We start from the raw sequence: 25026 nt of genomic DNA, 5'->3' as shown, positions 1-25026 counted from the left end.
GCGATGAATTGACTACCGCCGCAACGTCTTCGGAGTCAGCCGCCGCGCAGGGCGGTGCGCCGGAAGCGGTCTCGGGTCCCACGCTGCTGCAACGGGCGATCGTGCGGCCCGAGATCGGGGCACTGCTCGGCGCGCTGCTGGTATTCGTCTTCTTCACCGTCATCACCGACAGATTCCTGAGCCCGCTGGGCATCGCCAACTGGCTCGACGATTCCTCGACGCTGGGCATCATGGCGGTCGCGGTGGCGCTGTTGATGATCGGCGGGGAGTTCGACCTGTCGGCGGGAGTGATGACGGCCTCGACCGCCCTGGTCACCGCGCTGCTGGCGGTGCACGCGGGCTGGAACGTGTGGTTCGCGCTACTGGCCTCGCTGGTGTTCGCGCTGGCCGTGGGGGCGTTCAACGGATGGGTCGTGATGCGGACGGGGCTGCCGAGCTTCATCGTGACGCTCGGTACGTTCCTCGCGTTGCAGGGCCTGAACCTCGGTGTGACCCGGCTGGTCACCGATACCGTGCAGGTCGCCGGGATTCGCGGTGCGGCCGGATACTCCTCGGCCGGTGCGGTTTTCGCCTCCACGATCGATCTGGGCGGCACCCGCATCCAGGCATCGGTGGTGTGGTGGGTCCTGCTGACCATCCTGGGCTCGGTTCTGTTGTTGCGCACGCGATTCGGCAACTGGACGTTCGCGGTGGGCGGTTCGCTGCCCAGTGCCCGCGCGGTCGGCGTGCCCGCGGTGCGGACCAAGATCCTGCTGTTCATGGGCACCGGATTCGCCGGATGGGTGGTCGGCTCGTGCAGCATTCTGCGGTTCGGCAGCGTGCAGGCGAATCAGGGCGTCGGGCTGGAACTGCAGTTCATCATCGCGGCCGTGGTGGGCGGCTGCCTGCTGACCGGCGGATTCGGATCGGTGATCGGTGCGGCCCTGGGCGCGCTGATCTTCGGAATGGCCAGGCAGGGCATCGTATTCGCGCGCTGGAACGACGACTGGTTCATGTTGTTCCTCGGCGTGCTGCTGCTCGCGGCGGTATTGGTCAACAACGCATTCGGCAAGCGCGCGGAGAGGATTCGGCGATGACCGCGATGTCCGAGACAACCCCGCTGATCGAAACCGTCGGCGTCACCAAGAGTTACGGCGGTGTGGTCGCGCTCGAGGACGTGTCCATGGTGGTGAACGCGGGAGAGGTCACCTGCGTACTGGGTGACAACGGGGCGGGAAAATCCACGCTGATCAAGATTCTGGCCGGGGTGCATCAGCACGATTCGGGTGAGCTGCTCGTCGAGGGGGAGCCGACCCGGTTCGTCTCTCCGCGTGCGGCGCTCGATCGCGGGATCGCCACGGTATATCAGGATTTGGCGGTCGTCCCGCTGATGAGTGTGTGGCGCAATTTCGTCCTGGGTTCCGAGCCGACCTTCGGGATCGGGCCGCTGCGCTTACTCGATCGCGGTCGCGGCCGCGAGATCGCCCGCAAAGCGCTGGGGGATATGGGAATCGAGATCCGCGATATGGAGCAGCCGGTCGGCACGCTCTCCGGCGGCCAGCGGCAGTGTGTGGCGATCGCGCGTGCGGTGCACTACGGCGCGAAGGTGCTCATCCTGGACGAGCCGACCGCCGCTCTGGGCGTGAAACAGGCCGGGGTGGTGCTGCGGTACGTGGTCCAGGCTCGCGATCGCGGCCTCGGCGTCGTCCTGATCACGCACAACCCCCACCACGCCTATCCCGTCGGTGATCGCTTCCTGCTGCTCAAACGCGGCGCCTCACTCGGCTCGTACCGGAAGTCCGATATCGACTTGCCCGAGCTGACCCGGCAGATGGCCGGTGGTGCGGAACTCGCTGCGCTGGAACATGAATTGGAGCGGGTGACCGAATGAACGGGCCGCGGTCGGAGCGCGACGATGTGGCGATCCCGCTGGAGATCCTGACGATCGGGCGGGTCGGGGTGGATCTGTATCCGGAGCAGAGCAATGTGCCGTTGGCGCAGGTGCGGACGTTCGCGAAATCGTTGGGCGGCACCGCGACCAACGTCGCGGTGGCCGCTGCTCGGCTCGGGCGGCGCAGTGCGGTGCTGACCAAGGTCGGGGCGGACGGGTTCGGCGAATTCGTGCGAATCGCGCTGGGGGAGTTCGGCGTTTCGGCGCAATACGTTTCCACCTCCGCGGATCTGCTGACGCCCGTGGTGTTCTGTGAGCTCAATCCGCCCGCTGACCCGCCGTTGCTGTTCTATCGTGCCCCGATCGCGCCGGATCTGACCCTGACCGATGACGACATCCCCTGGGACGTGGTCGAATCCGTACCGCTGCTGTGGATGACCGGAACCGGTGTCAGCGCCGAACCCGCGCGGAGCACTCAGCACCGCGTGCTCGAGCGGCGTGCGCGACGCGGGCACACCGTCCTCGATCTGGACTACCGGCCGATGTTCTGGCCGGATGCGACGACCGCGGGGCGGGAGATCGGCGCACTGCTGGATCACGTGAATGTGGTGGTGGGCAACAGAACCGAGGTGCGAGTGGCGGTCGGCACCGACGATCCGGGTGCGGCAGCCGAGCGATTGGTGGCTCGCGGCGTCGAGCTCGCGGTGATCAAATGCGGTGCGGACGGCGTGTTCGTCGCCGATGCGGCGGGGCACCGGTGGACCGTGCCGCCGTGCCGGGTCGAGGTGGTGTGCGGACTCGGTGCGGGCGACGGTTTCGGCGGTGCGCTGGCGCACGGACTGCTCGCGGGCCGGAACCCGCGCCAGGCCGCGGAATACGCCAATGCCGCTGGGGCCCTGGTCGCTTCACGTCTGGCCTGCGCGGACGCCATGCCCACATCCGCCCAGATCGAGGAACTGCTGTGCCGGAATCGGCGCACCGAGGAGATCGTATGAGGAGATGCGGTGTACCTGACCGACGAACGCTGGCGTGCGCTGCTGCGCGTGCGCAGCACCGAACCCGGGGCGATCGCGCGTGCCTATGCCGCGCGACGTCGCCGCGAGCGGCTGCTGTCCGAGCAGGGCACGTTGTTCCTGGTGGCGGCGGATCACCCGGCTCGCGGTGCGCTCGGGGTCGGTTCGGACCGCACCGCCATGGCGGATCGGCGCACACTGCTCGAACATCTGCTGATCGCGCTGGACAATCCGGCGGTGGACGGCGTGCTCGGCTCCCCGGACGTGGTGGAGGAACTGCTGCTGCTGGACGCGTTGCACGACAAGGTCGTCATCGGATCGATGAATCGCGGCGGCCTGGCCGGTGCGGACTGGGAGATCGAGGACCGGTTCACCGGATACGATGCCCGCTCGCTGGTCGAGTTCGGCCTGGACGGCGGGAAAATGCTGCTGCGGCTGGTGGATTCGGACCCGCGCACCATCCCGACCCTGCAGGCGTGCGCCCGCGCGGTCTCCGAACTCGCCGCGCACGGTCTGATGGCGATGGTGGAACCGCTGCCCTACCATCGCGACGAGTCCGGATCGCTGGTGATGCACAAGGATTCGGCCTCACTGCAGCGGGCCATCACCGTCGCCTCGGGCCTCGGCGTGACCTCCGCGTATACCTGGCTGAAAATTCCCGCGCCGCAGGATATTTCGGTACTCGACGCCACCACACTGCCCGTGCTCATGCTGGGCGGCGCGCCCTCGGGGGATCCGGCGGCGGATCTGGCGGCCTGGGGCGGCGCACTGCGACACGGGGTTTCGCGCGGCCTGGTAGTCGGCCGCAGTCTGCTGTATCCACCCGACGGCGATGTCGCGGGCGCGGTCGACGCCGCCGCACGAACACTCACGGAGGCGAGATGAGCATGCTGCACGGACCGGCCGGAACACCCTCCGCCGGACACGATTCCGACCTGCTGAGTCTCGAGGTCGGGCGATCGGCTCGTCCTGGAGTACCGTCGGTCACCGACCGGTCCGGCGGTGCGCGCAGGCGTTCGGCGAGCCGATTTCCCTGTTCCGCAGGGGCATCGGAAGGTGGCTATGATCCCGTCCCGCTGACCGACAAGGCCGTGGGGTGGCGTACTCGACGGCGCCTGTCTGCCGGACAGTCTCATATCGAGTACAGGGGCGCTGCGCGATGAGCCGGCTGCACCGCCCCGCAGGCACACTGGCGGACGGCGACGATCCGGTCCTGCTGACCGCCCGGGACGCGGGATGGTCCTATGCCGGGCTGCGCGTACTGCGCCTGCCGGCTGGTGCGCCGCGGACGATACACACCGGCGAATACGAGGCGTTCGTACTTCCGCTCGGCGGTGGTTGCACCGTCCGGGTGGACGGCGAAAGCTTCGAGTTGACCGGCCGGAAGACGGTTTTCGCCCGCGTCACCGATTTCGTATATGTCCCGCGCGAGGCCGAGGTGGAGCTCGTCTCGCGGACCGGCGCGCAGATCGCGCTGCCGATGGCGCGCTGTGAGCGGCGACTGTCCGCGAAATACGGTGCGGCCGAAGATGTGCCGGTTGAGGTCCGGGGCGCGGGCCGGGCCACCCGGCAGGTCACGAATTTCGGTACACCCGGGACATGGGAGCATGCGGACAAACTGAATGCCTGTGAACTCATCACACCGGATGGCAACTGGTCCTCCTATCCACCGCACAAGCACGATGAGGCGAGCGAGTGCGAGGTCGTGAACGAGGAGATCTACTACTTCCGCATCGCCGGACGGGACGCGATCACACCCTCGCGGGAGGGGTTCGGCATGCATCGCACCTACACCACCGACGGCGAGCTGGAGGAGAACGTCGCGGTGCGCGACGGGGACGTATTTCTCATACCCCGCGGATATCACGGGCCGTGCGTGGCCGCACCGGGATATCCGATGTACTACCTGAACGTCCTGGCGGGCCCGGCGCCCGAGCGTTCCATGGCGTTCTGTGATGATCCGGCGCACGGCTGGGTCCGTGACACCTGGATCTCGACCGCGCCCGACCCGCGCTGCCCGGTCACCGGCCATCGGGGACGCGTGTGCTGACCCGGCCGCCGCTTCGGCGTGGCGGCATCCGGGCGGGATCGGCCGTTCGGTCTCCGGGTCCGCCCGGAAACTTGTTGGTACGCAGCGGGTCACGATGGGTACTCGCCGAACGCGGGCCGGGATGCGGACAAACCGGTGGCAAATGAACCGTACGACCGGCACGACGAGGAGCAACGGATGCGACTGACGACCGCGCAGGCATTGGTGGCCTGGCTGATCGCCCAGCGCTCACAGACCCTGGACGGGCGCGAGGTGCCGCTGTTCCCCGCGGTGTTCGCGATCTTCGGCCACGGCAACGTCCTGGGCCTGGGCACGGCGCTCGAGGAACGCCGCGACGTGATCCCGGTCTGGCGCGGGCATTCCGAACAGGGGATGGCCCTGGCCGCGGTGGGGCTGGCCAAGGCCGTGCACCGCCGGCAGGTCGGCGTGGTCACTTCCTCGATCGGGCCCGGCGCGTTGAACATGGTGACCGCGGCCGGCGTCGCGCACGCGAATCGGCTTCCGCTGCTGCTACTTCCGGGGGACGTGTTCACCGGTCGCGGGCCCGATCCGGTCCTGCAACAGGTCGAGCACTTCGGCGATCCGACCGTGACCGCCAATGACGCGTTCCGCGCGGTGAGCCGCTATTTCGACCGCATCACCCGACCCGAGCAGTTGCTCGCGACGCTGCCGCAGGTCGCGCGGGTGCTCACCGATCCCGCCGATGCCGGACCGGTGACACTCGCTCTGCCGCAGGATGTGCAGGCCGAAACCTTCGACTTCCCGGACCTGCTGTTCGAACCGGTCGTGCACGCGGTCGCCCGGCCACGCCCCGATCGCGCCGCCCTTGCCGCGGCGGCGCGAGCGCTGCGCTCGGCGCAACGGCCGCTGCTGATCCTCGGTGGCGGCGTGCGGTATTCGGGCGCGGGACCGCAGGCGCTGGAAACGGCAGAGCGGCATGGTATTCCGATCGCGGAGACCACCGCCGGGCGCACTCTCGTCGCACACGATCATCCGCTGTACGCCGGACCGCTCGGCATCACCGGATCGGCGTCGGCCGATACCCTTGCGGCGCAGGCAGATCTGGTGCTCGCGGTGGGAACTCGTCTGCAGGACTTCACGACCGCGTCGTGGACGGCCTTCGCGCCCGACGTGCGGATGATCACGATCAACGCCGCGCGCTTCGACGCGGTCAAACACGGCGCCCTCGCGGTGGTCGCGGACGCCGCTGCGGCGCTGGAGGATCTGGAGCAGGAACTGTCCGGCTGGCGGGTCGCTCGCGAGTGGACGACTCGTGCATCGGCGATACGCGGTGAATGGGACGACTACATCGACACCCTGCGCGCACCGGCTGCCGGACCGCCGACCTATGCCCAGATCGTCGGCGCGGTCAACGATCTGAGCGAACCGGACGACTACGTGATGACCTCGTCCGGCGGGCTGCCGGGGGAGCTGGTCGGCGGCTGGCGGGCCGAGGGCGGTGAACCCACCATGGACGTCGAATACGGATTCTCCTGCATGGGTTACGAACTCGCGGGCGCGTGGGGTGCGGCCATGGCGCATCGGCACGGGCTGGTCACCACGCTGCTGGGTGACGGCTCGTATCTGATGCTCAATTCCGAGCTGTTCTCCGCGGCGTTCGCCGGTCATCGGTTCGTCGCGGTCGTCTGCGACAACGACGGTTACGCGGTCATCGCCCGTTTGCAGGAGGGGCAGGGCGGCAATGGTTTCAACAATCTGTACCGCGACTGCCGCACCAATCATCCCGCGCCGCCACGGGTGAATTTCGCCGCGCACGCGCATTCGCTGGGGTGTGTGGTTTTCACCGCCACGGGTGTGGACGAATTCCGCGAAGCCTATGCCCATGCTCGTGAGGCGGCCGTGCGGCAGTCGAGGCCCGCGGTGGTCGTGGTGCGCACGCATCCCTCGGCATGGACCGAATCCGGGGCGTTCTGGCAGGTCGGCGTGCCGGAGCAGCTGTCCGGCCACGAGGTTCACGCGACCGCGATGACGCGTCAGGTGCGTTATCTGCGGCCGTGAGATGAACGGCGCGGTGCGCGACGCGCCGAATCGGCCTGGACTGCCGTCGATTGCCTCGCTATGGTTCGGCTGGCTCGACGGCGAGAAGGTTGTGATATGGCACTGGGCACGGTCAAGTGGTTCGACACCAAGAAGGGCTTCGGGTTCATCCGTCAGGACGACGGCGGGCCCGATGTCTTCGTCGACTACACCGAGCTGGAAGGCACCGGCTTCCGGTCGCTCGTCGAGGGGCAGCGAGTGGTGTTCGAAATCCGGCATACCAAGACCGGTCCCGAGGCCAGGAACGTCCGGAGCGTACAGAACTGATTGTGTGTGTCGTGGCACACAGTTCCGAAATCGTGTTGTCCGGGTCACCTTTCCGCAATTCTGGCTAACGAGTGTTTCAAGGTGCTCGATATGCCTGTCGAAAGCCGGTTCGGCCGGATGACGACAATGAAAGGAAAGTCCATGATCCCCGTTATCATCGACACCGGTTCCGCCGCTCTGCACGGTCTGTTCAGCACCGGCAGCGCTGCGTTCCACGGGATCCTGAACACGCCGTGGACTGGGTCTTTCGGCGGCTGAGCTCGCACAACGGTCGGTTGAATCGACTCGGCGGCCGGTCTCGGGCAGTAATTGCCCGAGACCGGCCGCCGCTTATTTCGATTCGATGACGAGGTCTGGTGACGCGAGGTACGGAATGATCGGATCGGTCGGCAGTTTTACCTATATCGGTATCATAACGGGTGCTCAACTGGGGTCCGGCCGATCTGCTGGCATACCGGCCGCAAACGCCCGTTCCGCGAAATCACAGTGGCGCGGCAGCCGCCGGGCTGGCAGTCTGGAACATCGAGACCGGGTTCGGCGGACGTTGGCCGGCCTGGCTCGTCTACAGAAGGTATGAAATGGCGCAAGGCGTAGTGAAGTGGTTCAACAGCGAGAAGGGCTTCGGGTTCATCGCTCAGGACGACGGTGGTCCGGATGTGTTCGTGCATTACTCGGCTGTTTCCGGTAGCGGCTTCCGGTCGCTCGACGAGGGTCAGCGCGTGGAGTTCGAGATCGGCCAGGGCCAGAAGGGTCCGCAGGCCCAGGGCGTTCGCGTGATCTGAGTCACCTGACTTGAGGGCTCCGCACCATCGTGGTGCGGGGCCTTTCGCGTTTCCGGGTGCCGCTTTCGCCCCGGCTGGACCATCGAATCCGGAATCTCCTTGTGACGACCTGGACGTTTACCGTTCAACCCCTGGTCAACGGGGGCACGCAGCATGGTGTCAGTGGTGGTGGCTGAACAGCGGCTGCCCGCGGGCGTCGGAAGGCCCGAACCATGGACGAAGATGTGCGGTCCGACCACAAGTACACGATGCGGATCAGCCGGCTGGCCATCGACAAGCTGGGAATCCGCCTCTACGACCGAGTCTCGGCGGTGCTGGCCGAACTCATCGCCAATTCCTACGACGCCGACACCAGTGAAGTGGCGGTGTGGTTGCCGTGGGGAGTGACCCTCGCGGGTACCGCGCGCGGCGCGCAGGAGGCGCCCTACGAGATCGTCGTGACCGACAACGGCCACGGCATGACCGCCGACGAGGTCAACGAGCACTATCTGATGGTCGGTTCGGACCGGAGAATCCGCACGGGCTCGGATCTTTCGCGCGAACGCAGCCGACCGGTCATGGGCCGCAAGGGAATCGGCAAGCTGGCCGCCTTCGGGATCTGCCGGACCATCGAGGTGATCAGCGCGGGCAGCGGCGAGCGGGATCGCACCGAGGCCGGATGGCCTGTCTCCCATATCATCCTGGACCTGGACGATATGGTGCACGACACCGAGAGCGACTACTACCCGTCGGTCGGCCCGCTGGACGGGATCGCCGCCCCGCAGCGCGGCACCACCGAAGCTGGAGGCGATCGCGCCGGGCGACAAGCTGTTTGGCGAATCGGCGACCGCCGCCGCGCGAATCCTGGTGGCCAACAAGGACCGCGCCGCGCTCGAGGATCCGGGACATGTGGAAAGCATTGTGCGCCTGGCATTGTCGCTCGGGCCGCAACGCAGTCTGCTCGATACCTTGCAGCAGATCGCCGAGGACTCCGATCCGCGCCCGGACGTCGTCGTGGCGCTGTTCGAACGCGCCCGCGTGGCGGAGATCTACTCCCTCGGGCAGATCGCGGGGGAGCGAGTCGCGGTGGTGGACAAGCTGCACGCGCTCATCGACGCGCGATCAACTACCTCTACGCGCTGGATACGTTCCTGACCGAGAATCCCCGCATCGGCGATCAGTTCCCCCGACGCCGGCGCACCTTCATCGTCGACCACATCGACAGCCTCCGCCCCGCCTCGCTCTCCTCCCTGGACAGCGACGCCCGCATCGACCGCCGCACCTGGCGCGAACTGCTCGACTCCACGCTGCGTGCCCACCGCGACTTCCTCGAGCGGGTCTACGCGATGCGCGGACTCGAGGAGGAGCGCGCACAGGCGGGTTGAGAGGCAGGGCGTCGCCTCCGCGTGCATCCGAGTGCGAGATGCTGTGGTGCGGACGCGTGACCGGTGATCCGCGAGAGCCGATCATGGACGCGTCATGTGGTTTTCCGGGGCGCGGGGCGAGACCGCATCCGATGCTGGGGAGGTACTCGTCTCGGTGTCGGTGAGACCGAGGTCACCCCCGGTGCGGAGGTGCGGCGCGATCCGACCACCCGCACTCCCCGGCGCAGACGAGCCCATTAAGCTTGGCCCCGGTAAATGCCGATCCCCCTCTTTCCCAGGAGTGCCCCCAGTGAGCGAGCTTGCGAGCGAACCATTGATACAGCGCCCATGGCGTACGACGGAGCCGAGCGCCAGCGAGGTGCAGTTGTGAGCCAAAATGGCCGTCCTGTTGTTCTGATCGCCGACAAGCTCGCCCAGTCGACCGTCGATGCGCTCGGCGACGGTGTCGAGGTGCGCTGGGTCGACGGGCCCGATCGGCCCGCTCTGCTGGCCGCGGTGCCCGAGGCCGACGCGCTGCTGGTCCGCTCCGCCACGACGGTCGACGCCGAGGTCCTCGACGCCGGCCGGCGGTTGAAGATCGTCGCGCGGGCCGGTGTCGGCCTGGACAACGTCGATGTACCGGCCGCCACCGAGCGCGGTGTGATGGTCGTCAACGCGCCGACCTCCAACATCCACACCGCCGCCGAGCACGCGGTCACCCTGCTGCTGTCCACCGCGCGCCAGATCCCGGCCGCCGACGCCACCCTGCGCGAGCACACCTGGAAGCGCGGCAAGTTCAACGGCGTCGAGATCTTCGGCAAGACCGTCGGCGTGATCGGCCTCGGCCGCATCGGCCAGTTGTTCGCCGCGCGCCTGGCCGCGTTCGAAACCAAGATCGTCGCCTACGACCCCTACGTCTCGCACGCGCGCGCCGCGCAGCTGGGCATCGAACTGCTCGAGCTGGACGAGGTGCTCGCCCGCGCCGACCTGATCTCGGTGCACCTGCCCAAGACCCCCGAGACCAAGGGCCTGCTGTCCGCGGAGAAGCTGGCGCTGACCAAGCCGGGCGTCATCATCGTCAACGCCGCTCGTGGCGGGCTGATCGACGAGGCGGCCCTCGCCGACGCGATCAAGTCGGGGCATGTGCGTGGCGCGGGCATCGACGTGTACGAGACCGAGCCCTGCACCGACAGCCCGCTGTTCGACCTGCCGCAGGTCGTGGTCACCCCGCACCTGGGCGCGTCCACCTCCGAGGCGCAGGATCGCGCGGGCACCGATGTGGCCAAGTCCGTACTGCTCGCTCTCGCAGGCGAATTCGTACCCGGCGCGGTGAACGTGACCGGCGGCGCGGTGGACGAGTTCGTCGCACCGTGGCTGGAACTCGTGCGCAAGCAGGGTGTGCTGCTGGGTGCGCTGGCCGACGAGCTGCCGGTCGGCCTGGAGGTGCAGGCGCGCGGCGAGCTGAGCGCGTACGACGTCGCGGTGCTGGAACTTTCGGCGCTGCGCGGCATCTTCTCGGCGCTGATCGAGGATCCGGTCACCTTCGTCAACGCCCCGGCCCTGGCCAAGGAGCGGGGGATCGAGGCGACCGTCACGACCGCCACCGAGAGCCCCTCGCACCGCAGTGTGGTGGACATGCGCGCGGTATTCGGTGACGGCCGCACCCTGAACGTCTCCGGCACGCTGACCGAGCCGGAGCTGGTGCAGAAGATCGTCAACATCAACGGCCGCAACTACGATATGCGCGCCGAGGGCCTGAATCTCGCGGTGCTGAACTACGAGGACCGGCCCGGCGCGCTGGGCCGGATCGGCACCGCCCTGGGCGAGGCCGAAATCGACATCCAGGCCGCCCAGCTGAGCCAGGACATCGACAAGGAGGGCGCGACGGTGGTCCTGCGGGTGAACACCGAGGTTCCCGCCGACGTGCAGGCCTCCATCGCGCAGGCCGTCGGCGCGACCAAGGTCGTCCAGGTCGACCTGAGCTGAGTCCCGCTTACCCTGTGCGCGAACCGATCCTCTGCAGGATCGGTTCGCGCACAGTGTTTTTCGCGTACCGAACGAGTTCGGGTAATCGGACACCGCGGGATCGGAACGCGCCGGAGAAGGCGTGGCCGCGACTCCGGCGCGCAGATATGAGACGAACCTGCGTGACCCGGCTGCGGGCAGCCGATCGGGAAACGACGAGAAGTGCGGCGGCTTCGGCGGTGGTGATCATCGGACGCTGTGCCGGTGGCCGGAGATGCGTCGGGTAGGAGACTGCGCGGATCCGGTCGCAGGAGTCCGAATCTCACTGATTGAGAGCCGCTCGCCCTGGTTACGGCACCGATTCGGGCTACGGATAAGGTGACCGATGCTTGCGATCGGCGCGTGTGATCGCATGGCCGATCGGCTCGGTACCGCGGCAGCCGCCGGGATCGTCCCGCTCGGCCGGACCGGCTGATTCGGCCACATATCCGGTATGGGCCACGAGCGTGAACGAACGGAGCGTTGTCATATGAAACTGGCTGTCATCCCCGGTGACGGTATCGGTCCCGAGGTCATCGCCGAGGCGCTCAAGGTGCTCGACGTGGTCGTGCCGGGTGTCGAGAAGACCCACTACGACCTGGGCGCCAAGCGATACCACGAGACCGGTGAGGTGCTGCCGGATTCGGTGCTGCCCGAGCTGAAGCAGCACGACGCGATCCTGCTCGGGGCGATCGGCGATCCGTCGGTGCCCAGCGGACTGCTGGAGCGCGGACTACTCCTGCACACCCGGTTCGCGCTGGACCATCACGTGAATCTGCGGCCGTCGCGGCTGTTCCCGGGCGTGCGCAGTCCGCTGTCGGGCGATCCGGAGATCGATTTCGTCGTCGTGCGCGAGGGCACCGAGGGGCCGTACACCGGCACCGGCGGCGCGATCCGCGTGGACACCCCGCACGAGGTCGCCACCGAGGTCAGCACGAATACCCGTTTCGGCATCGAACGCGTGGTGCGATACGCCTTCGCCGCCGCCCAGCAGCGTCGCAAGCATCTGACCCTGGTGCACAAGACCAATGTGCTGTCCTTCGCCGGTTCGCTGTGGCAGCGCACGGTGACCGAGGTCGGCGCGGAATTCCCGGATATCGAGGTCGGCTACCAGCACATCGACGCCGCGACCATCCACATGGTCACCGATCCGGGCCGCTTCGACGTGATCGTCACCGACAACCTGTTCGGCGACATCATCACCGATCTGGCCGCCGCGGTCTCCGGCGGTATCGGCTTGGCCGCCTCGGGCAATATCGATGCCTCGGGCGTGAACCCGAGCATGTTCGAGCCCGTGCACGGCAGCGCCCCCGACATCGCGGGCCAGTCCAAGGCCGACCCCACCGCCGCGATCCTGTCGGTTTCCCTGCTGCTGAACCACCTCGGCCGGACCGACGAGGCCGCCCGCATCGAATCCGCCGTCGCCAAGGACCTGTCCACTCGCTCCGGCACCGCTTCCACCGTCGAGATCGGTGACCGGATCGCCGCTTCGCTCTGAGCAACGGCGACCAGGCCCCGCGCCCGAATGTCTTCGGGCGCGGGGCATTTCGGTTGTAGTCTCAACGTTGGGATTGTCGCCCGTCGGACACTTGATCGGGAATACCCAGGTAGACAAGCTTTTTCGGTTCTCCAGTTCGACCTTGTTCTCGCAGAATAGATTCCGAGTGGAACGAACTTGCGCCCCTGAGCCGCCCTCGCGTCCGGCTCGGGCGGGGTTGTGCGGGAGCTAGCGACGGTCTCGGGGGACGAGCGGGACGGCGGCGATGGCGAAGGCCGCGGCGGCGAGATAGGCGGCGGGGAAGCCCGCGGCGGTGATCAGGGCGCCGAAGGTGGGAGCTACCGCGGCGGTGGCGAGGTACTGGCCGGTGTTCTGGATGCCGAGGCCGCGGCCGCTCCAGAACGGGCCGGCGATTTCGGCTACGGCGGTGAAGGACAGGCCGTTGTCGGCGACGGTGATGACCGACGCGATCACCAGGATCGGCAGCGCTGCCCACCACCAGTGCAGCCATGCCGAAAAGGCCAGGGCGGCCATCGAAATCACTGCTGTGATCGCAATAGTGCGAAGGGGTCGTAGGCGGCTGCCGAGGCGATCGGACCAGATTCCCGCGCCGATGCGGCCCGCCGCACCCAGGATCTGCGTCACTGTGACGAGAACGCCCGCGATCGCAAGTGACAGTCCGACACCGTGATTCAGCCACAGCAGTGCGAATGTCCAGACCGTCGCCTGCGGGATCACCAGTAGGACCGAGACGGCGTGAATGCGCCACAGTGTTGTATCGCCGCGGTACGGATTGTCTGAAACAACTTGTGTCGCAGAACGTTCGGGGCGCGGCGGATCGATGATCCCGATCGCGCAGCCGATCGCGGCGATACCGGCCATCACCGCGGGAACCAGTACCGCCGTGGAAAAGCCGTGTGCCGCCGCGATTGCCGGGATCGCCAGGGCCGCGATGCCGACGCCGAGCGGCTGCGCTGTCTGCCTGATTCCCATGGCGAATCCGCGTTGATCGGGCGGGAACCAGCCCGCGATCACCCGTCCACTCGCGCCGTTGGTGCTCGCCGCGCCTATTCCGGCCAGCAGCAGCAATGCGCCCAGCGCAAGGTAGTTCGTGGTGGCGGCCGCGGTCGCGCCCGCGCCGAACATCAGCAGCGGCCCGACGACCAGCACCGCGCGTTCGCCGAACCGGTCCACCGCGTAACCCCAGGCGACCAGCGTGCAGACCATGCCGACCATCGGCATCGCCACCAGCAGACCGGCTGTGGCCAAGGGCATTCCGCGTTCGGTGAGGGCGGGCAACAGGAATGGCGCACCGTTGCTCATCACCGCGCTGGCGGCCTGGGCGAAGAGTCCGAGGCCGAGCATGACCCACCGCCGGTTGGTGCTCAGCTGGGCCACGGCCACCATATCCTCACCTCATATCTCAAATATTGGGATTGAAATCTTATTCTATGAACTTATCGCTCACCGTACACCCGGCCCGCGGCCGCATGCGAGGCAGTTCTTCCGTCGCGGCAGTGCAGACCGGGTGGTCGGGCCCATACCACCTGGTGGATAGACTGCGAACCATGCGTCTAGGTCGAGTTGCCAGCCCCGATGGGGTCGCGTTCGTGAGCATCGAAGGAAGCACCTCCGATGGTGTCGCCAAGGAGATCGCCGAACACCCGTTCGGTACGCCCACCTTCACCGGCCGCAGTTGGCCGGTGGCCGATGTCCGGCTGCTCGCGCCGATCCTCGCCAGCAAGGTGGTGTGTGTCGGCAAGAACTACGCCGCGCACGCCCGCGAGATGGGCGGTGAGGCGCCGGAGGATCCGGTGATCTTCCTCAAGCCCAACACCGCGATCGCCGGGCCGAACTCGGCAATCGTATTGCCGCCCAGTTCCTCTCAGGTCGACTACGAGGGCGAGCTGGCGATCGTCATCGGGCGCCCGTGCAAGGACGTGCCCGCCGCCCGCGCCCGCGAGGTGATCCTCGGTTATACCGTCGCCAACGATGTCACCGCGCGCGACCAGCAGCGGCACGACGGTCAGTGGACCCGAGCCAAAGGCTACGACACCTTCTGCCCGCTCGGCCCGTGGATCGAAACCGAGCTGGACCCAACGGATCTGGAGATCGTCACCGAACTCGACGGCGAGGTCCGCCAGCGCAGCCGGACATCACTTCTGCTGCACGATATTCCGAAGCTGATCGAATGGGTGACCACCGTGATGACGCTGCTGCCCGGCGATGTCATCCTCACCGGCACTCCCGAGGGTGTAGGACCGATGCAGGACGGGCAGACCGTCTCTGTGACGGTCGAGGGTATCGGTACCCTCACCAATCCTGTTGCCGCCAAACGTTGATCGGAAAGTAGGGCTTGTGCTTACCCACCCCGCCGGCTCCGCAAGCTCCGCCGGCTCACCATCCCCCGCGACAGACGTACGGGTCCGTTTCTGCCCGTCGCCGACCGGCACGCCGCATGTAGGGCTGATCCGGACGGCGTTGTTCAACTGGGCCTTCGCCCGGCATCACGGCGGCGCATTCGTCTTCCGCATCGAAGACACCGATGCCGCACGCGATTCCGACGAGTCGTACCACGCGCTGCTGGACGCGCTGCGCTGGCTCGGCCTGACCTGGGACGAGGGTCCGGAGGTCGGCGGACCGTATGCGCCGTACCGGCAGTCGTTGCGCCGGGACCTGCACATGGACATCGTCCGGAGGTTGCTGGAGGCGGGCGAAGCGTACGAATCATTCTCCACCCCAGAGGAAGTCGAGGCTCGGCACCGCGCTGCGGGACGCGATCCGAAGCTCGGCTACGACAACTTCGACCGTGACCTGACCGCCGAGCATATCGCCGATTTCAAGGCGCAGGGCCGCGGTGCGGTGATCCGGCTGCGGATGCCGGACAAGGACATCGTCTGGCGCGATCTGGTGCGCGGCGAGACCACCATCCGGGCCGGCGTGGTGCCTGACTTCGCGATCACCCGGAGTACCGGCGAACCGCTGTACACACTGGTCAATCCTGTCGACGACGCGTTGATGAAGATCACCCACGTACTGCGCGGTGAGGACATTCTGTCCTCCACTCCGCGGCAGATCGCGTTGTACGAGGCGCTGGGCCGGATCGGGGTCGCGGAGTTCACTCCGCAGTTCGGTCATCTGCCCTTCGTGATGGGGCAGGGCAACAAGAAGTTGTCCAAACGCGACCCCGAGTCGAATCTGTTCGTACACCGCGACCGGGGATTCATTCCCGAGGGTTTGCTGAATTACCTGGCTTTGCTCGGCTGGAGCATAGGCGAGGACCGGGACATCTTCTCGATGGAGGAGATGGTGGCGGCATTCGACATATCGAAAGTAAATTCGAATCCGGCCCGGTTCGACCAGAAGAAGGCAGACGCCGTCAACGCCGAGCACATTCGTTTGCTGGAGCCCGCGGATTTCGCTCATCGGCTGCGCAGCTACCTCACCGGGCAGGGGCACATCGGCGCGGAAGTGGACGATGCGCTTTTTTCGGCCGCGGCCGAGTTGGTGCAGACCCGGATCGTGGTTCTCGGGGACGCCTGGGACTTGTTGAAGTTCCTGTTCCTGCCGCCCGCGGAGTTCACTGTCGAGGAGGCGGCGGCACAAAAGAATCTCGGACCCGATGCCGCGCCCGTGTTGCGGGCCGCCATCGCCGCGCTGGAGGATATTTCGGATTGGTCGGCAATCGCACTCGAAGCGGCGCTGAAAACCGCTCTGGTGGACGATCTGGGCCTCAAACCGCGTAAGGCGTTCGCACCAGTGCGAGTGGCCGTCACCGGTTCGCACATCAGCCCGCCGCTGTACGAATCGCTGGAGTTGCTCGGCCGAGAGGTGACCATGCAGCGGCTGCGAGCCGCCGCAACTACGATCTGAGCGCGTTCGACCCCGCTTGACCAGGCGATTTGTATAAATCGGGGAGGGGACTGGTAATCTTCTCCCCGGCCCGGAAACGAGCCTCCAGCCCACCGGGATGGAGGTAGAACGCCCAGGTCATTGGGGTATGGTGTAATTGGCAACACAGCTGATTCTGGTTCAGCCATTCTAGGTTCGAGTCCTGGTACCCCAGCGGAGTGTCTCCGGGTCGTTCGATCCGGTTGAACACTCGTCCTGGCCCCGTCGTCTAGCGGCCTAGGACGCCGCCCTCTCAAGGCGGTAGCGCGGGTTCAAATCCCGTCGGGGCTACACACAATGGACGGCTCATGCTCATGGAGAGCATGAGCCGTTTGTGTTTCGCCATATCTTGTGGGGGCACGGCCCCACACCCTGTCCGGAGGGGCTTCGCCCCCCGGACCCCGGTGCAGCTGGTTGCGTCAGGGGCGGTGCTGTCTGGAGTCCGGTGCTGTCTGGGCGGCTGGGGTGGTGAGGGTCAGTTCTGCAGGGGCCAGGTCGAGCCGCCCGCGGGCATCTCCGGCATGCCGAGCTTGCGGTGATCCCAGCTGCGGGTGCGTTCGGGTACCAGCCGGACCGCGACCCGCTTGTTCAGCATCGCCTCCACCATCGGGCGCACCTCCTCGGTGTACGGGCCGGTGTAGCGCTCCCAGACGCTCACGCCCACCTCGAACAGCGCCTCGGCGTCGTCCACGATCTCCGCGCGGCCCTCGATGGACACCCCGCGCAGCTGGTCGTAGCTGTCACCGGCCTCGACCAGCACCGTCACTCGGGGATCACGGCGGATGTTGACCGCCTTCTGGGATTTGGCCTTGGTCTCGAACCAGATCTCGCCGTTCACCAGGCCGTACCACATGGCGGTCAGATGCGGCAGGCCCTTCGGGCCGAGCGTGGCCAGCGTGATGATGCGGCTGCGCTCGAGGAATCCGGTGATCTCGTCGTCGGACATCACGATCTGTGCGCGTTGATTGACTCCCATGGGCCGACTGTAGTTTACGGCGTATGGTGCGCGTCACACGGTCTTCGTCACATCTCGGAGCCGCTGTGCCCCGGCTACAGGCGTTTGTGCAGCGCGTCCGCGGCCGCTACCAGATCCGCGGCCCAGCGCGCACCCGGACGACGTCCCATCCGGTCGATCGGTCCGGACACCGAGACCGCGGCGACGACGGCCCCGGACGAATCGCGCACCGGCGCGGAGATGCTGGCCACCCCGGCCGCCCGCTCGGCCGCGCTCTGCGCCCAGCCGCGCCGGCGCACCTCGGCCAAGGCGCGCTCGCCGAAGACCGCGTCGGCCAGCACGCTGCGCTGCAGTTCCGGATCCGCCCATGCCAGCAGGACCTTGGCCGCCGATCCCGCGGTCAGCGGAAGGCGCGCGCCGACCGGGACGGTGTCGCGCAGTCCGGAGGCGGGTTCCAGGGCCGCGATCGCGATCCGCGAATGGCCGTCCAACCGGTAGAGCTGCACACTTTCGCCGGTGATCTCGCGCAGCCTGGGCAGCACGACGGCCGCGGCGTCGAGCATGGGATCCTGCGCTGTGCTCGCGAGCTCGGACAGTGCGGGCCCCGGCTGCCACAGGCCGTTGGCGTCGCGGGCCAGCATGCGGTGCGTTTCCAGGCCCACGGCCAGCCGGTGCGCGGTCGCCCGGGGCAGTCCGGTCCGCGCGCACAGCTCGTTGAGGCCGCAGGGCTGCTCGGCCACCGCGTAAAGCACGGTCATGGCTTTGTCGAGCACTCCGATACCGCTATGCTGTCTCATAGGACGATATTTAAGTCTCAGATAATGAGATTTGCAAACCCGTCCGACACTCCCGCCCAGCCCGGCGGGGCCGACACATCAACAACACAACCACGCAACTTCCGCTCTCAACTCGCTCCGCACGGAGCGAGCCTTCGAGCGACCGTTCGCGGCCGGCTCGCCGTTCAGCGCTCGAAGCGCATGGGCGAAGCCCGAGTCTCGAGTGCTGAACGGCGAGCCTTCGGGGCCGCGAACACGCCGGAGCGAAGCGGAGGCCAAAAACACAGAGGTGATACCGATGGCCGAACGGCCACGCACACTGGCGGAGAAGGTCTGGGACGAGCATGTCGTCGCCCGAGGTCAGGGCGAGGGCGAGGCGCGCGAGCCCGACCTCATCTACATCGATCTGCACCTGGTGCACGAGGTGACCAGCCCGCAGGCGTTCGACGGACTGCGGCAGGCCGGACGCCCGGTACGTCGGCCCGATCTCACCATCGCCACCGAGGACCACAACGTCCCGACCGTCGACATCGATAAGCCGATCGCGGACCCGACCTCGCGCACCCAGGTCGAGACATTGCGCCGCAACTGTGAGGAATTCGGTGTCCGGCTCTACCCGATGGGCGATATCGAGCAGGGCATCGTGCACGTGGTCGGTCCGCAACTGGGGCTGACCCAGCCGGGCACGACCGTGGTGTGCGGTGATTCGCACACCTCCACACACGGCGCGTTCGGCGCGCTGGCGATGGGTATCGGCACCAGCGAGGTCGAACACGTCCTGGCCACGCAGACGTTGTCGCTGCGGCCGTTCAAGACCATGGCGGTCACCGTGGACGGTCAGCTGCCGCACGGCGTCACCAGCAAGGACGTCATCCTGGCGGTGATCGCGCAGATCGGCACCGGCGGCGGCCAGGGCTACGTCATCGAGTATCGCGGCGAGGCCGTGCGTTCGATGTCGATGGAAGCGCGGATGACCATGTGCAATATGTCCATCGAGGCGGGTGCGCGGGCGGGCATGGTCGCCCCCGACGAGACCACCTACGAATTCCTGAAAGGCCGTCCACACGCACCGCAGGGCACGGACTGGGATGCGGCGGTGGCGGCCTGGGAGGCGCTGAAGACCGACCCCGACGCCGAATTCGACGCCGAGGTGCATATCGACGCTTCCTCGCTGACCCCGTTCGTGACCTGGGGTACGAACCCGGGACAGGGCGCCCCGCTCGGTGCGTCCGTGCCCGACCCGGCGGAAATGGCGGATGAAACACAGCGCGAGACCGCCGAGAAGGCATTGCGTTATATGGATTTGGAGCCCGGTACTCCGCTTCGGGATGTCGCGGTCGACACCGTTTTCGTCGGTTCGTGCACCAATGGCCGGATCGAGGATCTTCGTGCGGTGGCGTCGGTGCTGGAGGGTCGTACGGTGGCCGACGGCGTGCGCATGCTGATCGTGCCCGGGTCGATGCGAGTGCGCGCGCAGGCCGAATCCGAGGGTTTGGGCGAGATTTTCACCGCGGCGGGCGCGGAATGGCGCCAGGCCGGATGTTCGATGTGCCTGGGCATGAATCCCGACCAGCTTTCTCCCGGCCAGCGCTGCGCGTCGACCTCCAACCGCAATTTCGAGGGCAGGCAGGGCAAAGGATCGCGCACGCATCTCGTTTCGCCGCTGGTCGCGGCGGCCACCGCGGTCCGCGGAACCCTGTCCTCACCTGCGGACTTGAACTGATCGTAAATATTTCGGCATGAGCCGGGCGCTACGTGGATATGCTCCGCTGCCGCCTCCGCGCCTGACCGTTCATGCCGCCACATACTCAGGAGAACTCATGGAACCCTTCAAGGTGCACAAGGGGATCGGGGTGCCGCTGCGCCGGTCCAATGTCGATACCGACCAGATCATCCCCGCGGTCTATCTGAAGCGAGTCACACGCACGGGATTCGAGGACGGGTTGTTCGCGGCCTGGCGCTCGGATCCGACGTTCATTCTCAACAACGAACCGTTCAACCGGGGCAGTGTCCTGGTCGCGGGCCCGGATTTCGGTACGGGATCCTCACGCGAACACGCCGTTTGGGCGTTGCTGGATTACGGCTTCCGGGTCGTGATCTCCGCACGCTTCGGTGACATCTTCCGCGGCAACGCCGGTAAGGGCGGGCTGGTGGCGGCCCGTATGTCACAACATGATGTCGAATTGCTCTGGAAGTTGCTCGAGGAACGACCCGGTCAGGAATTGGTCGTCGACCTGGAGGCGCGCACAGTGGCGACTGGAACCGTCGTGTTGCCCTTCGAAATTGACGACTACACCAGGTGGCGTCTGCTCGAGGGCTTGGACGACATCGGACTGACTCTCCGTCAGGAAGAGGCTATCGACCGGTTCGAAAAGGCAAGGCCAGGTTGGAAACCCACGACCATTCCGACGCCTAATTAGCGGGCCTAATCCGCCCTAGGCGTTAGCTGAGAGCCGCCAATCGCGGTAGCTGTGCGTGTGCCACACCACATGAAATTTGGCGTGGCACATAGACTCTTGCCCATTGAGGGTTTACCGTGGTACCTAGTCGGTCCGACGACGGGCCATTAGTCTGCGGAGGATTCAATGAACAAGGCGGAACTGATCGACGTTCTGACCGAAAAGTTGGGTACTGACAGGCGCACGGCCACTGCGGCAGTCGAGCAGATTGTCGACACGATCGTGCGCGCGGTGAACAAGGGCAACAGCGTCACCATCACCGGATTCGGTGTGTTCGAACAGCGCAAGCGCGCTGCGCGAGTGGCGCGGAACCCGCGTACCGGTGAAACCGTCAAGGTCAAGCCCACTTCGGTCCCTGCATTCCGGCCGGGTGCACAGTTCAAGGCGATAATCGCCGGGAAGCAGAAGGTCGCGGCCTCCGGCCCGGCCGTGAAACGCGGTGTGGCAGCGCCGGTGTCGGGTGCGGCGAAGAAGGCCGCCGCCAAGAAGGCCGCGGCCAAGAAGACCGCCGCCGCCAAGAAGACCACGGCCGCCAAGAAGGCCGTGGCGAAGAAGACGGCGAGCAAGGCTCCTGCCAAGAAGGCCGCGGCCAAGAAGACGACGGCCGCCAAGAAGACCACCGCCAAGAAGACCACGGCCGCCAAGGCTCCTGCGAAGAAGGCCACGGCAGCCAAGGCCACGGCGAAGAAGACCACGGCCGCCAAGAAGACCACGGCGAAGAAGACCGCTGCGAAGCGGACCGCCCGCCGCTGAGGTCTTTCACGACAAATCGGCCCCGGCTCATCAGGCCGGGGCCGATTCGTATATCGGCACATTTTTTCGGTGTGAGCGCGTCAGTGCACGCGTAGCGCCTTGTCGAGATGGTCGGCGGCGACCAACCGGCCGTCGGCCACCGACAGCACCCAGGCGCTGCCCTTGCGATTGCGCGCGGGAGGCAGTGTGACACCGTCGATTTCGGCCCAGTCGGCCAACAGCGGCGGAATCACCTTGCCCTGACTACAGATAACGCGCACGGTGTCCGGGGACACCAGTTCCCGGATCCGCCGCAGAGCCGCGTCCGGCGCTGTGGCATAAGCGGTTTCGGACATCGTCGGCTCGATCCCGATCTCTACGCCGAGTTCGTCCGCGAGCGGTTGAACGGTCTGCACACAGCGCACGGGCGGGGCCGAGTAGACCTCCTCGGGCCCGAAAGCCGCCAGATTCGGTGTCAGGTTCAGCGCCTGCGCCGTACCGTGCTTGTCCAGCGGGCGTTCGACGTCAGGGCCCGAGAAGCGCTCCCGATTTCCGGCCTTGGCGTGCCGCACCAGCAGCAGGGTCGCGGTGTCCGCCGGGAACCGCAGGAAATTGCGGAGGATGGTGCGATCCATCGGATACGACAGCGCGTCCATGACTCGGTCCATGCCGAGCCACTGCAGCCGGTCGACCTCGGAATTGACGGCGAATTCACCGTCGTCGATCCGGGCGGACCAATAGTCCACGCGTTTGAGTTTGCGATGCCCGGTCACCGGATAGGTGACTTTGCCCAGATACCTGCCCAGCCGGGTGTTCAGACCGGTTTCCTCGGCCACTTCGCGCACCGCCGCGATCATCGCGGTCTCGCCCGGATCGAGTTTCCCCTTGGGCAGCGACCAGTCGTCGTATTTCGGGCGGTGTACCACCGCGACCTCGACCGCGCCGTTCGGGCGCCGGCGCCACACCACCGCACCGGCGGCGTGGATGTTGGCGGTGACCCGGGGGTCTGGGTAGCGAGCGGAACCGGAATCCTGTGTCGCCGAACGGCTCACTGCTGATCCGGACGCCGCAGCCGCATGAGGAATTCCTGATGGTCGCGCACCTGCTCACCGAGCTCGGCGACCTCGTCCGCGCTCGGGCGGGCCTGCCAGGTCCCGTCCGGTTGCAGCACCCAGCAGCGCGTGGTCGGATACAGGGCCGAGTCGAGCATCACGGTCAGCTGTTCGCACAGCTTGGGGTCCTTGACCTGCGCCATGACCTCCACACGCCGATCCAGGTTGCGGTGCATCATATCGGCGCTGCCGATCCAGTACTCGTCCTGAGCCTGGAAGTGCATGACGCGGGAATGTTCCAGGAACCGCCCGAGGATCGAGCGCACCTCGATGTTCTCGCTCATCCCGGTCACGCCCGGACGCAGACCGCAGATGCCGCGCACCACGATCTGCACCGGCACCCCGGCCTGGGAGGCCCGGTACAGCGCGTCGATGACCTGTTCGTCGACGATCGCGTTGGCCTTCATCCGGATTCGAGCGGGCAGACCCTGCTCGGCGAGTTCGACCTCGCGCTGGATCCGCTCGATGATTCCGGCTCGCACACCGGTCGGCGCGACGAGCAGATTGCGGTAGGTGGCCTTGCGCGAGTATCCGGTCAGCGAATTGAACAGATCGGTCAGATCCGCGCCGATTTCCGGTGCGGCGGTGAGTAATCCGACGTCCTCGTATAGTCGGGCGGTCTTCGGGTTGTAGTTGCCCGTACCGATGTGGCAGTAGCGGCGGATGGTGGCGCCCTCGCGCCGGACCACCAGGCAGGTCTTGCAGTGCGTCTTGAGCCCGATCAGGCCGTAGACCACGTGCACGCCCGCCTGTTCCAGCGCCCGCGCCCATTTGATGTTGGCCTGCTCGTCGAAGCGGGCCTTGATCTCGACCAGGGCCACGACCTGCTTACCGGCCTCGGCGGCATCGATGAGCGCGTTGACGATCGGGGAGTCGCCGGAGGTGCGGTACAGCGTCTGTTTGATGGCCAGCACCTGCGGGTCGGCGGCGGCCTGCTCGATGAATCGCTGCACGCTCGTGGAGAACGAGTCGTACGGGTGGTGCACCAGCACGTCACCCTCGCGCAGGGCGGCGAAAACGTTTCGAGGCGTTTCCCTTTCGCCGAACGCCGGTGGGGTGGTCGGCACGTAGGGAGCGTCCTTGAGCGCGGGCCGGTCCACCCCGTAGACCTGCCACAGGCAGGACAGGTCCAGCAGACCCGGCACTTGTATGACGTCGCCCGGGTCGACGTCGAGTTCCCGCAACAGCAGATCGAGCATGTGCTCGGTCATATCGTCGGAAACCTCCAGGCGCACCGGAGAGCCGAAACGCCGGCGGGCGAGTTCGCGTTCCAGGGCCTGGAGCAGATCCTCGTCGCGGTCCTCGTCCACCTCGAAGTCGGCGTTGCGGGTGATGCGGAATGAATGATGTTCCACCACATCCATTCCCGGGAAGAGCTGATCGAGGTGCGCCGCGATCAGATCCTCCATCGGCAGGAAGGCGGCCAGGCTCGACGCTCCCTGATCACCTTCGCGCAGTACGGAAGCGCGGCCCGGAGCGACCGGGGCGCTGCGGCGTACCCGCACGAAGCGGTCCACGTTGTCGGGCACCTTCACCCGCGCGAAATGCTCGCCCCCGTTGTCGGAATCCTTCACCGTCACAGCGAGGTTCAGGCTCAGGCCGCTGATATAGGGGAACGGGTGGGCGGGGTCGACGGCCAGCGGGGTCAGCACCGGGAAGACCTGATCCTGGAAGTAACCCGACAGGCGGCGGCGCTCGTCCTCGTCCAGATCGGACCAGCCGATGATGGCGATGCCCTGCTCGACGAGTGCAGGCTGCACCTCGTCAAGGAATACCCGGGCGTGCCGGGAGGCCAGCTCCTGAGTGGCGGCCGCGATCAGCTCCAGCTGTTCGGTGGGGGACAGGCCGTCGGCCGAGCGCACCGAGAGCCCGGCCGTGGCACGGCGTTTGAGCCCGGCCACGCGGACCATGTAGAACTCGTCGAGGTTCGAGGCGAAGATCGCCAGGAATTTCGCGCGCTCCAACAACGGTTCGGAACGATCCTCGGCCAGGGCCAACACCCGCCCGTTGAAGTCCAGCCAGCTCAGTTCTCGGTTGAGATAGCGATCCGTGGGCAACTGTGAGGCAGTCGTGCTCCCGGGAGGCGGTGCGGCGGCCGGCGGCGCCGCCGGCAACCGGGGCTGCTGCTGGACAATCTCTGTATCACTCACACCATCACCTCGCTGCGCTCGGTCGTAACCCGCTCGGCGCAGACGGTGCTGCTGGTTCGCTCGCAG

22 protein-coding genes and 2 tRNA genes are annotated in these 25026 nt (G+C 66.9%); 19 read left to right on the top strand and 5 right to left on the bottom strand.

Annotated elements, in window-relative coordinates; translation table 11 throughout:
- Nucleotides 1-8: 8 nt before the first annotated feature.
- The 12 genes from NV1_RS10785 to NV1_RS10730 all read left to right on the top strand — a co-directional run bounded on the left by NV1_RS10785 (nucleotide 9) and on the right by NV1_RS10730 (nucleotide 12885).
- Nucleotides 9-1076, top strand: a complete 1068-nt coding sequence (locus NV1_RS10785; RefSeq protein WP_067888582.1) for an ABC transporter permease — start codon at nucleotides 9-11, stop codon at nucleotides 1074-1076.
- Complete coding sequence (locus NV1_RS10780; RefSeq protein ID WP_218026945.1) at nucleotides 1073-1870, top strand: ATP-binding cassette domain-containing protein; 798 nt, start codon at nucleotides 1073-1075, stop codon at nucleotides 1868-1870. Before NV1_RS10785 ends, NV1_RS10780 begins: the two co-directional genes overlap by 4 nt.
- Nucleotides 1867-2865, top strand: a complete 999-nt coding sequence (gene iolC / locus NV1_RS10775; RefSeq protein ID WP_067888579.1) for a 5-dehydro-2-deoxygluconokinase — start codon at nucleotides 1867-1869, stop codon at nucleotides 2863-2865. Before NV1_RS10780 ends, iolC begins: the two co-directional genes overlap by 4 nt.
- 9 nt (nucleotides 2866-2874) lie before the next feature.
- Nucleotides 2875-3768, top strand: coding sequence for a Cgl0159 family (beta/alpha)8-fold protein (locus NV1_RS10770; protein ID WP_067888576.1), 894 nt, complete (start codon nucleotides 2875-2877; stop codon nucleotides 3766-3768).
- Nucleotides 3769-4042: 274 nt separating this feature from the next.
- Nucleotides 4043-4933, top strand: a complete 891-nt coding sequence (iolB, locus tag NV1_RS10765) for a 5-deoxy-glucuronate isomerase (RefSeq protein WP_067888572.1) — start codon at nucleotides 4043-4045, stop codon at nucleotides 4931-4933.
- A gap of 177 nt (nucleotides 4934-5110) precedes the next feature.
- Complete coding sequence (gene iolD, locus NV1_RS10760; RefSeq protein ID WP_067889027.1) at nucleotides 5111-6952, top strand: 3D-(3,5/4)-trihydroxycyclohexane-1,2-dione acylhydrolase (decyclizing); 1842 nt, start codon at nucleotides 5111-5113, stop codon at nucleotides 6950-6952.
- A gap of 96 nt (nucleotides 6953-7048) precedes the next feature.
- The gene (locus NV1_RS10755) at nucleotides 7049-7258 is read left to right on the top strand and encodes a cold-shock protein (protein ID WP_067888569.1); all 210 of its coding nucleotides are present in this window, start codon (nucleotides 7049-7051) and stop codon (nucleotides 7256-7258) included.
- Nucleotides 7259-7348: 90 nt separating this feature from the next.
- Nucleotides 7349-7516, top strand: coding sequence for a hypothetical protein (locus NV1_RS43395; RefSeq protein ID WP_157116758.1), 168 nt, complete (start codon nucleotides 7349-7351; stop codon nucleotides 7514-7516).
- A gap of 320 nt (nucleotides 7517-7836) precedes the next feature.
- Nucleotides 7837-8040, top strand: coding sequence for a cold-shock protein (locus NV1_RS10750; RefSeq protein ID WP_040749676.1), 204 nt, complete (start codon nucleotides 7837-7839; stop codon nucleotides 8038-8040).
- A 212-nt stretch (nucleotides 8041-8252) separates the two neighbouring features.
- Entirely contained in the window at nucleotides 8253-9404 is a 1152-nt protein-coding gene (locus NV1_RS10745) for an ATP-binding protein (RefSeq protein ID WP_067888566.1), read from the top strand.
- A 366-nt stretch (nucleotides 9405-9770) separates the two neighbouring features.
- Nucleotides 9771-11369 (top strand): phosphoglycerate dehydrogenase, encoded by a 1599-nt coding sequence (serA, locus tag NV1_RS10740; RefSeq protein WP_067889024.1) that lies wholly within the window; start codon nucleotides 9771-9773, stop codon nucleotides 11367-11369.
- Between the two features lie 508 nt (nucleotides 11370-11877).
- Nucleotides 11878-12885 (top strand): 3-isopropylmalate dehydrogenase, encoded by a 1008-nt coding sequence (locus tag NV1_RS10730; protein WP_067888561.1) that lies wholly within the window; start codon nucleotides 11878-11880, stop codon nucleotides 12883-12885.
- 228 nt (nucleotides 12886-13113) lie between these two features.
- Here NV1_RS10730 and NV1_RS10725 read toward each other — a convergent pair whose 3' ends face one another.
- The gene (locus NV1_RS10725) at nucleotides 13114-14292 is read right to left on the bottom strand and encodes an MFS transporter (protein WP_084525244.1); all 1179 of its coding nucleotides are present in this window, start codon (nucleotides 14290-14292) and stop codon (nucleotides 13114-13116) included.
- A gap of 161 nt (nucleotides 14293-14453) precedes the next feature.
- Here NV1_RS10725 and NV1_RS10720 point away from each other — a divergent pair, with 161 nt between their 5' ends.
- The 4 genes from NV1_RS10720 (at nucleotide 14454) to NV1_RS10705 (ending at nucleotide 17067) form a co-directional block, all read left to right on the top strand.
- On the top strand, nucleotides 14454-15227 hold the full coding sequence (locus tag NV1_RS10720) for a fumarylacetoacetate hydrolase family protein (protein ID WP_067888558.1): 774 nt from the start codon (nucleotides 14454-14456) through the stop codon (nucleotides 15225-15227).
- Nucleotides 15228-15243: 16 nt separating this feature from the next.
- Nucleotides 15244-16758, top strand: a complete 1515-nt coding sequence (gene gltX / locus NV1_RS10715) for a glutamate--tRNA ligase (RefSeq protein WP_067888555.1) — start codon at nucleotides 15244-15246, stop codon at nucleotides 16756-16758.
- Nucleotides 16759-16879: 121 nt separating this feature from the next.
- A tRNA-Gln gene (locus NV1_RS10710) sits at nucleotides 16880-16951 on the top strand.
- 43 nt (nucleotides 16952-16994) lie between these two features.
- Nucleotides 16995-17067: transfer RNA gene (locus NV1_RS10705), tRNA-Glu, on the top strand.
- A gap of 184 nt (nucleotides 17068-17251) precedes the next feature.
- Here NV1_RS10705 and NV1_RS10700 read toward each other — a convergent pair.
- The gene (locus tag NV1_RS10700; RefSeq protein WP_067888552.1) at nucleotides 17252-17752 is read right to left on the bottom strand and encodes a PPOX class F420-dependent oxidoreductase; all 501 of its coding nucleotides are present in this window, start codon (nucleotides 17750-17752) and stop codon (nucleotides 17252-17254) included.
- Nucleotides 17753-17826: 74 nt separating this feature from the next.
- A complete protein-coding gene (locus NV1_RS10695) occupies nucleotides 17827-18528 on the bottom strand; it encodes an IclR family transcriptional regulator (RefSeq protein WP_067888549.1) in 702 nt (233 codons plus the stop codon).
- A gap of 277 nt (nucleotides 18529-18805) precedes the next feature.
- On the opposite strand from NV1_RS10695, the gene leuC reads away from it, so the two are divergent.
- The 3 genes from leuC (at nucleotide 18806) to NV1_RS10680 (ending at nucleotide 21719) form a co-directional block, all read left to right on the top strand.
- Nucleotides 18806-20230, top strand: coding sequence for a 3-isopropylmalate dehydratase large subunit (gene leuC / locus NV1_RS10690; protein WP_067889018.1), 1425 nt, complete (start codon nucleotides 18806-18808; stop codon nucleotides 20228-20230).
- A gap of 97 nt (nucleotides 20231-20327) precedes the next feature.
- Nucleotides 20328-20927, top strand: a complete 600-nt coding sequence (leuD, locus tag NV1_RS10685; protein WP_067888546.1) for a 3-isopropylmalate dehydratase small subunit — start codon at nucleotides 20328-20330, stop codon at nucleotides 20925-20927.
- A gap of 165 nt (nucleotides 20928-21092) precedes the next feature.
- The gene (locus NV1_RS10680; RefSeq protein ID WP_067888543.1) at nucleotides 21093-21719 is read left to right on the top strand and encodes an HU family DNA-binding protein; all 627 of its coding nucleotides are present in this window, start codon (nucleotides 21093-21095) and stop codon (nucleotides 21717-21719) included.
- A gap of 80 nt (nucleotides 21720-21799) precedes the next feature.
- Here the strand turns inward: NV1_RS10680 and NV1_RS10675 are convergent, their stop codons facing one another.
- Entirely contained in the window at nucleotides 21800-22750 is a 951-nt protein-coding gene (locus tag NV1_RS10675; RefSeq protein WP_067888540.1) for an NUDIX hydrolase, read from the bottom strand.
- The gene (locus NV1_RS10670; protein ID WP_174557426.1) at nucleotides 22747-24960 is read right to left on the bottom strand and encodes an RNA degradosome polyphosphate kinase; all 2214 of its coding nucleotides are present in this window, start codon (nucleotides 24958-24960) and stop codon (nucleotides 22747-22749) included. Before NV1_RS10670 ends, NV1_RS10675 begins: the two co-directional genes overlap by 4 nt.
- Nucleotides 24961-25026: the final 66 nt, after the last annotated feature.

The organism is Nocardia vaccinii NBRC 15922 (assembly GCF_001613305.1).
Classification (GTDB): domain Bacteria; phylum Actinomycetota; class Actinomycetes; order Mycobacteriales; family Mycobacteriaceae; genus Nocardia; species Nocardia vaccinii.
The sequence above is the reverse complement of the archived record's forward strand: the minus strand, read 5'-3'. Positions and strand labels throughout refer to the sequence as shown.

What these genes read in the sequence shown, in the direction of transcription:
- NV1_RS10750 (WP_040749676.1), top strand. Translation starts at nt 7,837, where the DNA reads ATGGCGCAAGGCGTAGTGAAGTGGTTCAACAGCGAGAAGGGCTTCGGG.
- NV1_RS10755 (WP_067888569.1), top strand. Translation starts at nt 7,049, where the DNA reads ATGGCACTGGGCACGGTCAAGTGGTTCGACACCAAGAAGGGCTTCGGG.
- NV1_RS10745 (WP_067888566.1), top strand. Translation starts at nt 8,253, where the DNA reads ATGGACGAAGATGTGCGGTCCGACCACAAGTACACGATGCGGATCAGC.
- iolB (WP_067888572.1), top strand. Translation starts at nt 4,043, where the DNA reads ATGAGCCGGCTGCACCGCCCCGCAGGCACACTGGCGGACGGCGACGAT.
- NV1_RS10700 (WP_067888552.1), bottom strand. Translation starts at nt 17,752, where the DNA reads ATGGGAGTCAATCAACGCGCACAGATCGTGATGTCCGACGACGAGATC.
- NV1_RS10695 (WP_067888549.1), bottom strand. Translation starts at nt 18,528, where the DNA reads ATGAGACAGCATAGCGGTATCGGAGTGCTCGACAAAGCCATGACCGTG.
- iolD (WP_067889027.1), top strand. Translation starts at nt 5,111, where the DNA reads ATGCGACTGACGACCGCGCAGGCATTGGTGGCCTGGCTGATCGCCCAG.
- iolC (WP_067888579.1), top strand. Translation starts at nt 1,867, where the DNA reads ATGAACGGGCCGCGGTCGGAGCGCGACGATGTGGCGATCCCGCTGGAG.
- NV1_RS10730 (WP_067888561.1), top strand. Translation starts at nt 11,878, where the DNA reads ATGAAACTGGCTGTCATCCCCGGTGACGGTATCGGTCCCGAGGTCATC.
- NV1_RS10780 (WP_218026945.1), top strand. Translation starts at nt 1,073, where the DNA reads ATGACCGCGATGTCCGAGACAACCCCGCTGATCGAAACCGTCGGCGTC.
- leuD (WP_067888546.1), top strand. Translation starts at nt 20,328, where the DNA reads ATGGAACCCTTCAAGGTGCACAAGGGGATCGGGGTGCCGCTGCGCCGG.
- leuC (WP_067889018.1), top strand. Translation starts at nt 18,806, where the DNA reads ATGGCCGAACGGCCACGCACACTGGCGGAGAAGGTCTGGGACGAGCAT.
- NV1_RS10725 (WP_084525244.1), bottom strand. Translation starts at nt 14,292, where the DNA reads ATGGTGGCCGTGGCCCAGCTGAGCACCAACCGGCGGTGGGTCATGCTC.
- NV1_RS10720 (WP_067888558.1), top strand. Translation starts at nt 14,454, where the DNA reads ATGCGTCTAGGTCGAGTTGCCAGCCCCGATGGGGTCGCGTTCGTGAGC.
- NV1_RS10680 (WP_067888543.1), top strand. Translation starts at nt 21,093, where the DNA reads ATGAACAAGGCGGAACTGATCGACGTTCTGACCGAAAAGTTGGGTACT.
- NV1_RS43395 (WP_157116758.1), top strand. Translation starts at nt 7,349, where the DNA reads ATGCCTGTCGAAAGCCGGTTCGGCCGGATGACGACAATGAAAGGAAAG.